General features: G+C 55.5%; 8 protein-coding genes. 7 read left to right on the top strand and 1 reads right to left on the bottom strand.

Annotated features, from left to right (window positions below; genetic code table 11):
• The first annotated feature begins 26 nt into the window (after positions 1-26).
• A complete protein-coding gene (gene nadC, locus P159_RS0111535; protein WP_029544208.1) occupies positions 27-866 on the top strand; it encodes a carboxylating nicotinate-nucleotide diphosphorylase in 840 nt (279 codons plus the stop codon).
• Positions 867-902: 36 nt separating this feature from the next.
• Here nadC and P159_RS0111530 read toward each other — a convergent pair whose 3' ends face one another.
• Positions 903-1526 (bottom strand): transposase, encoded by a 624-nt coding sequence (locus tag P159_RS0111530; RefSeq protein WP_051650325.1) that lies wholly within the window; start codon positions 1524-1526, stop codon positions 903-905.
• A 34-nt stretch (positions 1527-1560) separates the two neighbouring features.
• Between P159_RS0111530 and P159_RS19495 the strand changes: the two genes are divergently transcribed.
• The 6 genes from P159_RS19495 (at position 1561) to thrC (ending at position 11015) form a co-directional block, all read left to right on the top strand.
• Positions 1561-1824: a hypothetical protein gene (locus P159_RS19495; protein WP_349254358.1), complete on the top strand. Its 264-nt coding sequence runs from the start codon at positions 1561-1563 to the stop codon at positions 1822-1824.
• 161 nt (positions 1825-1985) lie between these two features.
• Complete coding sequence (locus P159_RS0111520) at positions 1986-2471, top strand: NapC/NirT family cytochrome c (protein WP_029544204.1); 486 nt, start codon at positions 1986-1988, stop codon at positions 2469-2471.
• Positions 2464-3786, top strand: coding sequence for an ammonia-forming cytochrome c nitrite reductase subunit c552 (locus P159_RS0111515; RefSeq protein ID WP_029544202.1), 1323 nt, complete (start codon positions 2464-2466; stop codon positions 3784-3786). The genes P159_RS0111520 and P159_RS0111515 overlap by 8 nt, the downstream gene beginning before the upstream one ends.
• Before the next feature lie 168 nt (positions 3787-3954).
• Positions 3955-7074 carry a glycoside hydrolase family 2 TIM barrel-domain containing protein gene (locus tag P159_RS0111510; RefSeq protein ID WP_029544200.1) on the top strand — a complete coding sequence of 1040 codons (3120 nt, stop codon included), beginning with the start codon at positions 3955-3957 and terminating at the stop codon, positions 7072-7074.
• A gap of 13 nt (positions 7075-7087) precedes the next feature.
• Positions 7088-9343: an alpha-galactosidase gene (locus P159_RS0111505; protein ID WP_029544198.1), complete on the top strand. Its 2256-nt coding sequence runs from the start codon at positions 7088-7090 to the stop codon at positions 9341-9343.
• A gap of 151 nt (positions 9344-9494) precedes the next feature.
• Positions 9495-11015, top strand: a complete 1521-nt coding sequence (gene thrC, locus P159_RS0111500) for a threonine synthase (protein ID WP_029544196.1) — start codon at positions 9495-9497, stop codon at positions 11013-11015.
• Positions 11016-11044 lie beyond the last annotated feature (29 nt).

Raw genomic sequence — 11044 nt, 5'->3', positions numbered from 1 at the left:
ATCGTCATAAGGAGAAGGATAAGATAATGGATATATTAGGACTGGACAAAAAGATTGCGGATTGGCTGCAGGAGGACATTGGCAGCGGGGATATTACCACCCTGGCCACTGTGCCGGCAGGAGCAAAGACCCATGCTGTCATCCACGCCAAGGAGGCTGGCATTTTGGCCGGTGTGGAAGTGGCCAGGCGGGTATTTGGCCTGCTGGATGAAGAGGTTGAGTTTGCCAGTGTCCTGACAGATGGGGCTAAGCTGGCACCCGGTTCCGTCATTGTCACGCTGGACGGCAATGCCCGGAGCATTCTCACCGGAGAGCGGCTGGCCCTGAATCTCCTGCAGCATTTATCCGGTGTGGCCACCCGCACCCATAAGCTGGCGGCCATCGCCGCGCCTTATGGGGCCAGGCTGGTGGACACCCGCAAGACCACTCCGGGAATGCGGCTGCTTGATAAGTATGCCGTGAAAGTGGGCGGCGGCGCCAACCATCGCCTGGGTCTTTACGATGCCATGCTCATCAAGGATAACCATATCAAAGTGGCTGGTGGCATCAGGGCGGCTTTGGAGCGGGCCAGAGCGTATGCTTCCCACATGACCAAGATCGAGATTGAAGTGGAGGACCTGGCCGGGGTGGAGGAAGCCCTGGCAGGGAAGGCCGATGTCATCATGCTGGACAATATGGCGCCGGACATGATGGCGGAGGCAGTACGCCTCATTGACCACCGGGCCGTGGTGGAAGCTTCCGGAGGCATTGACGAAACCACTCTGGCAGCCGCGGCTGAAAGCGGTGTTGATGTGATTTCCGTGGGGGCCCTGACACACAGCGTCAAGGCCCTGGATATCAGCATGGACATCGGCAGGATAAAATAAGCTACGCATTTCCTGTTCCATAAAAATGTAACAGTCTCAACTTTCCCAGCATAAATTTTGGAACAATCCCTTGATATACCTGCTCTGGCTGGCAATCCAATTGCTCACTTTACTTTTTATGGTTTCTGTATCCTCAGTTCCGTAGCCGTTAATGGTTTCCATGAAGAGACTCATAAGTGACCGTAGTGCATCTGAAAGCTCCATATCCTGCACATCCTCGCAGAGTGCAAAGAACAGGCCTCCATAGGTTTTGGGGTTGTTTTCCTGACGGCGCAGCCATTCGAGAAATGTATAGCGAGCAAAGACAATTGCCATATGTGCCACAGCAGAGTCATAGCTACGGGTCTGGAACTCCATGCCAAGCTTCAGCAGGGATTTGCTTGCCTTAAAGAAGGTTTCAATGTTCCATCGCATCCCATATATGCGAATGATCTCATCCTCTGACAGCGCATTGTCCGTAGACAGGATATATAGCAGCTCGCTCTTTTTGTTGCGGTTCCTGACAAAAACAATGCGAACAGGAAGGTAATGTTTCCTCGTCCTTACCATGAGGGAACGGTACAGCCTGTTATTGCTCCTGTACATGGCGATTTTTGCCAGTTGCGGCAAGGTGTACAAATGCCCATTGTAATAGTAGCGCTGCTTCAGGTCCTTGACCATTCCAATGACATCCTGCCCCAGGTCGGAAAGGCTTTTGACAAAAGTGCCCTGTCTCTTGGTAGGCGGCCCCAACGCTGTCATCGGCGGCGACCCGGACCAGACCAAGTATCTGGAAAGCGGTCATGTTCCCACGGCCAAGTCCTATCTTGATGTGCTTTCCTCCTGGTCCACCAATGAGTATGCCATCGACTATACGGGCACGGCAGCCTATGCCCTCGCCTGGTTTGCCAAGGTGGAGGCTGACATGCAGGCCCAGGACCTGAAGCTTCAGCGTGAGTTTCCAAGTATAACTAAATAAGCCAACAAAACATTTTTCTTGAACCAGCCGATTTTGGCTGGTTTTTTCTTATATGCGTTGCTGGGGCAACATATACATTTGTGTTTAGGTGATATAATCTAGACAAATCGGATTGGTGTGAAAATTTTAGCAATACCGAAGCAGGAGAGGAGGGAAGCGGTTTGGAAGCAAAAGACCTGTTTCAGAAACACACCCTGGCTTGTCTGGCAGGCGGTTTTGCCCTTGGGGTCATTGTCCTGGGGATTGGGGCGGCCTTCAATTCTATTTCTGGGTCCCCTGAGTTCTGCGGCACCTGCCATGCCATGAAGGGAGAAGCGGCCAGCTTCATGGAATCATCCCACAAGAACCAGCAGTGCGTGGAGTGCCACCTGCCTCATGACAACACGGTGGTCTACTTAATGGAGAAGGGACGCACGGGCATGGTGGATATGTACCATGAGCTCATGCGGGATTATCCGGCACATATCAAGCTGTCGCAGGATGCCCACAAGATGGTGAATGACAACTGCCTGCGCTGCCACAGTGCCACCATGGGTGAGGTTCACGCCACCAAAGAGGCCATGGACACCGGCGGCGACTGCCTGAAGTGCCACAGCCGTATTGCACACGGTTCGAATCACCTTGAAGGGGGGATAAAAGTTGAGTAAGATGCAGAAATATCTGATTGGGATTGCAGCCGCATGCGTGCTCTTCTTCGGGTTCGTCATCGTGCGCATCGGCATCGCCCAGCCCAACGACAATAGCGTGAAGCTGGCGCAGATTTCCCATGAGAACTACGCCCATCTGGGCAAAGAGGCCTACAAAGATGCCTATCCTTTGGAATACAATTCTTACATGAAGAACAATCTGGGCGGTGCTTCGCCTACCGGCTACGGCGGCAGCGACCCGGGCAAGTCCTACATAGAGATGCAGCCGGAAATCCTGGAGAATTTCAAGGGCTACAAGTTCTCCGTCCAGTATGATGTGGCCCGGGGCCATACCTGGGCAGGGGTTGACCAGCTCAATTCCCAGCGCATCCCGCCCCAGAAGGGCAACTGCATAGTCTGCAAGGGTTCCTGGATGTATGACAAGTGGTATAAGGAAAGCGGCTGGGATTTCGCCTCCAAGCCCTTTATGGATGCTACGCCTCCCTTCACCAACAAGGACACGGTGGAGGGCACGGACCTCTACTTTGGCTGCTCTTCCTGCCATGATCCTGACACCATGGAACTGCGGGTCTATCAGCAGGGCTTTGTGGAATCCATGGCTATGAAGGGCATCGACATCAGCCAGGCTTCTCACAACGAGATGCGCAGCTATGTCTGCGGCCAGTGCCACAATGAGTATTACTTCATGAAGGAAGACGGCAGGGTCCGCCATCCCTTCATCGGCGGCTGGGAGCCGGAGGAACAGTTCCAGTGGTATCAGAGCGGCCAGGCTGGCGGCTTTACCCAGGACTGGGTGCATCCCGACTCCAAGACCCTCATGCTGAAGGCCCAGCATCCTGATTTCGAGATCTGGAAGACCAGCGTCCATGCAGATGCTGGCGTGACCTGTGTGGACTGCCACATGCCTTACATGCGTGAGAGCGGCAAGAAGTACACTTCTCACTGGATGACCAGCCCATTGAAGACGGTGGAGGAATCCTGCCTCAAGTGCCATGATGAGAGCAAGGAAACCCTTATCGCCCGGGTCAAGACCATCCATGACAACAACTACAAGCTTCAGCGCACTGCAGGCCAGACTGTGGCCCGGGCGCATCTGGCTGTGAAGGCAGCTATGGATGCAGGCGCTACTGATGACCAGCTGGCAGGCATCCGCCTGAAGCTCCGCGAAGCACAGTGGTATTGGGACTGGGTAGCAGCAGAGAACGGCAACGGCTTCCACAACCCCGACAAATGCATGCGCATCAGCGGCGAGGCCATCGACCTTGGCCATCAGGTCATTGAAGAGGCCAATGCTTTGATAAAAGGTTCTTTGTAAGATTAAAGAAGAAAAAGTGAATCAGTCTTTGGCATGTCCCGCCCAGGTTTCAGACTTGGGCGGGATTTTTATGGCAAAAGACTTGCTTTTTATTGTTTCATACCGTATAATGTAAATTACATAAAGAAAACGTTTACAGAATCCTGCATATATTTGGAGGCATGGAGTATGGTTACTGCTAATTTCACTTTAGAAAAATTGGGCGACCCGGCTTTTTTCCAGGAAAATCGTCTGGAGGCTCACAGCGATCATGAGTATTTCCGCAATGGGGAGGAAATGTCCCGGGGCATTTCTGGCTTCTGCCACAGCCTGGACGGCCTGTGGTACTTCCACCATGCCAAGAATCCTGCCCTGCGGCCCGTGGGATTTGAGGCAGAGAGTTATGATTGCCGTGCCTGGGACACCATCAGGGTGCCGGCCCACTGGCAGCTGGAGGGCTATGGCCGCCCCCAGTACACCAACCAGACCTATCCTTGGGACGGCCATGAGGTAGTGAGGCCTGGGGAGATTCCGGAGCGTGAAAACCCTGTAGGTTCTTACGTCAAGTACTTCTCTTTGCCGGCCAATTGGGAAAACGCTTACATTTCCCTTCAGGGCACGGAATCTGCAGTAGCAGTATGGCTAAACGGACACTATGTGGGTTACAGCGAGGATAGCTTCACCCCCGCAGATTTCGACCTGACCCCATATCTGGTACAGGGGGAGAATAAGCTGGCCCTGCAGGTCTACCGCTTCACCTCCGGCAGCTGGATCGAGGATCAGGATTTCTGGCGCTTCTCCGGGATTTTCCGTGAAGTTTTGCTCTACACCAAGCCCCAAGTCCACATTGAAGATGTGGAGGTTAAAGCTGTTCCTGTCCACGAGTACAGAGACGGGGAAATCGAGCTCAAAGTCAAGTGGAACAGCCCTGCTTCTAAAGCCTTGCAGGTGAAGCTCTTCGACCCGCAAGGGGAACTGCTGGCCGAAGAAAGGCAGGCAGTGGAAGGGGCAGAAGAATCAAGCGTCATGTTCTCTGTGAAAGAGGCAAAACTTTGGAGTGCCGAGGCACCGAACCTTTACAGGGCTGTCCTATTCGTTTATGACGGGGCAGGGGAACTGCAGGAAGTGGTGCCCCAGGAAATAGGCATCAGGGAATTCAAGCTGGATCCTGAGGACAAGCTCATGAAGATCAACGGTCAGCGCATTGTCTTCAAGGGCACCAACCGCCATGAGTTCGACTGCTATCGCGGCCGGGCCATGGAGCAGGCTTCCTTTGAGCAGGACATCATCACCATGAAGCGGCACAATATCAACGCCCTGCGCTGCTCCCATTATCCCAATTCCAGCTATATTTACAAGCTCTGTGACAGATACGGCCTTTATGTCATCGATGAGACCAATCTGGAGACCCACGGCAGCTGGCAGAAGAACGGGCAGCTGTCCATTGATGAGTACACACTGCCCAACGACCATGAGGAATGGCTGGAGATCATCCTTGACCGGGCCAAATCCATGCTGGAGCGCGACAAGAATCACGCCAGCATCATCATCTGGTCCTGTGGCAATGAGTCCTGCGGCGGCAGGGACGTCTATGAGATGAGCGAGTATTTTCGCCAGCGCGACCCTTCTCGGCTGGTGCACTATGAGAGCACCTTCTGGGACCGCCGCTACAATGATACCAGCGATATGGAAAGCCAGATGTACCCGAAAGCAGCTGAGATTGAGAAGTTCCTCTCTGAGCATCGTGACAAGCCCTTCCTTTGCTGCGAGTACACCCATTCCATGGGCAACAGCAATGGCGGCATGCACAAGTACACAGAACTGACGGAGACAGAGCCCTTGTATCAGGGGGGCTTTATCTGGGACTTCGTGGACCAGGCTCTCTGGCATAAGGACAGGTATGGCAAGGAAGCCCTGGGCTATGGCGGGGACTTTGGCGACAGGCCCACGGACTATGATTTCAGCGGGGATGGCATTCTCTTTGCTGACCGCCGTCCCACCACCAAACTGCAGGAAGTGAAGTTCAATTATCAGAACTTCACCCTGCTGCCCGGCAAGGAGAGTGTGACCATCGCCAACAAATCACTCTTCACGGATACGAAGGATTTTGACCTGCGCCTTGCCCTGTTGCTGGATGGCAAAGAGGTTTGGACAAGGAAAATGGCAGCTCCTTCCGTCCTGCCAGGAGGGAAGGGCACTGTCGAGCTTGCCCTGCCGGACTTCGGGGCCGGGGAATATGCGCTGACCGCTTCCCTTTGCCTGAAGGAGGAGACTGCCTGGGCACAGGCAGGTTTTGAAATTGCCTTTGGCCAGGGTGTATGGCAGCAGGAGGCAGAAGCTGTGCAGGCACCTGAGAGCCTGCCTGTCCATTTTGTGCCACGCCTGCCTTTGGAGAGCACGGAAAAGCTCAAGGTGGTGCGCGGAGACATCAATCTGGGGGTGCAGGGAGAAGGCTTTGAAATCCTCTTTTCCAGCGCTCAGGGCAATATGACCTCTTACAAAGTAAATGACAGGGAACTGCTGGACCGCATGCCCCAGCCCGGCTTCTGGCGTGCTCCCGTCAACAACGATTACGGCTGCCGCCGTGATTTCGAAGTGGCCCAGTGGAAACTGGCCAGCCTCTATCAGCGCTGCGTGAAGCGTGAAATGCTGGTCAACGGGCAGTGGCAGGAGTTTGATTGGTTTGGCCAGCTGGGGCAGAAGGAATACGAAGCAGAAGAAGTGAGCCTGCGTTTCACCTGGGAAATGGCTACCAAGCCGATTTCCTCCTGCACAGTTGCTTATACGGTCAAAGCCGGCGGCATCGTAAAGGCAGAGCTGGATTACGAGAAGGTGGAAGGCTTGCCGGAAATGCCGGACTTTGCGCTGGTGCTGGCTCTGCCCGCTGACTATGACAGGATCCGCTTCTATGGCTATGGTCCCCTGGACAACTACTGCGACAGGCAGCAGGGCGTGAAGCTGGGCATTTATGAGCAGACGGTGGCAGGACAGATGGAGCCTTATCTAATGCCCCAGGAGTGCGGCAACCATGGCGGCATCCGCTGGTTCGAGGTGCTGGACAACCGGGGCAGGGGCCTCAGGATTTACGGCGACCTGCCCTTTGAGGCTTCGGCTCTGCCTTACACCGCCCACGAATTGGAAAATGCCCGTCATGGCTACGAGCTGCCGGCTGTGCATCACACTTATCTCAGGGCTTCCCTGGGCCAGTGCGGCGTAGGCGGCGATGATACTTGGGGAGCGCCCGTGCTGGAGGAATATCGCCCCCAGAATGAGACAAAGCATTTTGAGTTCTATATCCGCGGCATCTGAAAGGAGCATCGTGATGATTTCATATAATGAAAAGACAGGAGTATTCCATCTCAAGAACAAGAAGATGAGCTATGTCATGCAGGTGGTGAGGGGCAGGTATCTCCTGCACCGTTATTGGGGCAGGCCCATCAGGGAATTCCGGGATGGACGGGCTTTCCAGGCCATTGACCGCGCCTTCTCTCCCCAGCCCGGGGACTATGAGAATGAGCGCACCTTCTCCCTGGATGTGCTGCCTCAGGAATATCCTGCCTACGGGCATCTTGACTACCGTACCCCTGCCTATGAGGTGAAGCTGGCAGACGGCACTGCCGCCACGGAGCTTCGCTATGACAGCTATGAGATAAGGCAGGGCAAGCCTGCCTTGGCGGGCTTGCCGGCAGCTTACGCCGAGGACCAGGAGGCAGAGACGCTTATTATCAGGCTGCGGGATTTGGCAGGCAATCTTGCGGCAGAACTCAGTTATACCATCTTTGCCAGTCTGCCGGTGCTGGCCCGCAGTGCCAGATTGGAAAATACCAGCGACAAGGCCCTGGCCCTCACCGGAGCTGCCAGCTTTGCCCTGGATTTCCCCGACCATGATTTTGACCGCCTTTCTCTTTACGGCGGCCATGCGGCAGAGCGGAGCCTGGAGCGGGTGCGCCTGATGCGGGGGATACAGGAGAACAGCAGCCGCAGGGGGGCCAGCTCCCACCAGCAGTCTCCTTTCCTGGCGCTGGCCCGTCCGGACACGGGGGAGACCAGTGGCGAAATCTACGGTTTCAGCCTGGTTTGGAGCGGAGAGTTCTCCTTCAGGACCGAGGTGGAGCAGTTCGGCACAGTGCGCGTGGTGGGGGGCATCAATCCTCAGGGCTTCAGCTGGCAGCTGGAGCCGGGGGAGAGCTTCCGGACTCCTGAGGCCTGGCTGGCCTACAGCCATGAGGGCATGAACGGCATGAGCCAGTCCTTCCATGAGCTGGTGCGTCACCATATTGTCAGGGGCAAGCACCGCGATGCCCTGCGGCCCATTTTGGTGAACAACTGGGAAGCCACCTACTTCGACTTTGATGATGAGAAGATGGACAAGCTGGCAGAGACTGCCAAAGAGCTGGGCATTGAGCTCTTGGTGCTGGACGATGGCTGGTTTGGCAAGCGGAACGATGACAATTCTTCCCTGGGGGATTGGCAGGTGAATACCGCCAAGCTGAAAAATGGCCTGAAGGGGGTGGCAGATTCTGCCCACAAGCGGGGCCTGAAGTTCGGACTGTGGTTTGAGCCGGAGATGGTGAGCGTGGACTCTGACCTGTATCGCGCTCACCCGGACTGGGCTTTGCAGGCACCGGCTTATCCGCTTACTTATGGTCGCCATCAGCTGGTGCTGGACCTTTCCCGACAGGAGGTGCGGGATTATGTGGTGGAGTCTGTGAGCAGGATTCTCAGGGAAAATCCCATCGATTATGTGAAATGGGATTTCAACCGCCATATTACGGACGCTTACTCTGCCAAGCTGCCGGCTGAAAGGCAGGGAGAGGTGCGCACCCGCTTTGTGCTGGGCCTCTATGAGGTGCTGGAACGCATCACCCAGTCTTTCCCGGAGGTGCTCTTTGAAAGCTGCTCCGGGGGCGGCGGGCGCTTTGATGCGGGCATGCTTTACTATATGCCCCAGACCTGGACCAGTGACGATACTGATGCTGTCCAGCGCCTCTCCATTCAGAGCGGCACCAGCCTGGTGTTCCCGCCCATTACCATGGGTGCCCATGTCTCCGTGGTGCCAAACCACCAGGTGGGCCGCGTCACCAGCCTGCAGATGCGCGGTCTCTGCGCCATGATGGGGGACTTCGGCTATGAGCTGGACATCACCAAATTCACGGCAGAGGAGCGCCGTGAGGTGAAGGCCCAGATCGAGCTGTACAAGAAAATCCGCCCCACCCTGCAGCTGGGCAGTTTCCATCGCCTGCTGACGCCCTTTGCAGGCACGAAGAACGAGACGGCCTGGCAGTTCATCAGCCCCGATGGCAGCCAGGTGGTGCTGCTGTACTTCAAGACCCTGGCTGAGCCGGCCTCTCCTATCCGTCTACTGAAGCTCACGGAGCTGGACCCTGAGGCAGAGTATGAGCTGACTGAGTACCTGCCAGCCCAGCGCACCTCCATGGACTTCGGCGGTGAGCCGGGCATGGATATCAAGGGCAGGAGCTTCTATGGCGATGAGCTGATGTACAGCGGTCTTAATGTGGAAAAGATTGATACTGACTTTGCGGCCTATTGCTGGGTCTTTGATAAGAAACAGAGATAAATGACAGGTGATGTCCCATTTCCTGCGGGAAGTGGGGCATTTTCTTTTCACTTTCGGGCAAAATATATTGCGCTTTTGTGCGCCTGATGTTACAATTTACAGGAGATGTTACATTGTGGTAGAACAATAGTGCTTCAGCACTGTATCTGATATGATGAAAGAGGCGATTGACTTGAAGTATAGCAGCACCAGAGGCAAGGCAGAGATTTGTGATTCCGCAGAGGCTATCATCAAGGGGCTGGCGGCAGATGGGGGCCTTTTCGTCCCCGAGGCATTCCCGCAGGTCTCCCTGCAGGACATTGAGGCCATGGTGCCGCTTAGCTATGAGGAAAGGGCTGTGAAGGTCCTTTCCCTGTTCCTGACGGATTATACCAAGGAAGAAGTGGCAGGCTGTGTCAGCCGCGCCTATGGCTCCGGCAAGTTCGACACGGAGAGGCGCGCCCCTGTGAATTCCATGGGGGATTTCCATGTGCTGGAGCTCTGGCACGGACCCACCAGCGCCTTCAAGGACATGGCCCTGCAGCTGCTGCCTCAGCTTTTGAGCACTGCCCTGCCCAAGTGCCAGGTGCAGGACCAGGTGCTGATCCTGGTGGCTACCTCTGGTGATACGGGCAAGGCAGCGCTGGAGGGCTTTGCCGATGTGGAGCAGACCAGGATCATGGTCTTCTATCCCCAGGATGGTGTCAGCCGCATCCAGCAGTTGCAGATGCTCACTCAGCAGGGGGGCAATGTGAAGGTCATGGCTGTGCAGGGCAATTTTGACGATGCCCAGAGCGGTGTCAAGGCTATCTTCAGTGATGAGGAATTTGCCAGGACTTTGGCGGAGAAGGGGGTGCGCCTGTCCTCTGCCAATTCCATCAACTGGGGCCGTCTGGTGCCGCAGATTGTCTACTACTTCAGCGCTTATGCCGACCTGCTGGCAGAGGGTGCCATCAAGGCTGGGGACGAGATTGACTTCACTGTGCCCACGGGTAATTTCGGTGATATCCTGGCAGCCTACTACGCCAAGCGCATGGGCCTGCCGGTGCACAAGCTCATCTGTGCCTCCAATGCCAACAACGTGCTGACAGAGTTCCTGCGCACGGGCATCTACGACAGGCAGCGTGATTTCTTCAAGACCATTACCCCGTCTATGGATATCCTGATCTCCAGCAATCTGGAACGCCTGCTCTATCATGTTACCGAAGACTCTGCCAAGGTGGCAGGCTGGATGAAGCAGCTTTCTGGGCAGGGCAGCTATGAGGTGGACAAGGAAACTCTTAATGCTATCCAGGAGCTGTTCTGGGCAGACTGGGTCAGCGACACGGAAACCAAGGCAGAGATTGATGCTGTGTACCGCAAGCATAAGTATGTCATGGACACTCATACGGCAGTAGCGGCCAAGGTGGCAGAGAAATACGCCGAAGCCAATCCCCAGGATAAGTGCCCCATGGTGATAGTATCCACCGCCAGCCCCTACAAGTTCAACGGCAGCGTGCTGGAGGCTCTGGGGGCGGAGACTGAGGGGCTGGATGAATTCCAGCTGCTGGACAAGCTCCACGAAGTCAGCGGCCAGGCTATTCCCCAGGGGCTGGCAAAACTCAGGCATGCCGAAGTGCTGCACCAGGGCAGTTGCAGGGCAGGGGAGATGAAGGACACTGTGCTGGAGTTTGCGGCAGGGAAGGTATTCTGACAAATTACATGGAAAAAAGGGCCTCCCTG

It is taken from the genome of Selenomonas sp. AB3002, from assembly GCF_000702545.1.
Taxonomy (GTDB): Bacteria; Bacillota; Negativicutes; order Selenomonadales; family Selenomonadaceae; genus Selenomonas_B; species Selenomonas_B ruminantium_A.
The sequence above is the reverse complement of the archived record's forward strand: the minus strand, read 5'-3'. Positions and strand labels throughout refer to the sequence as shown.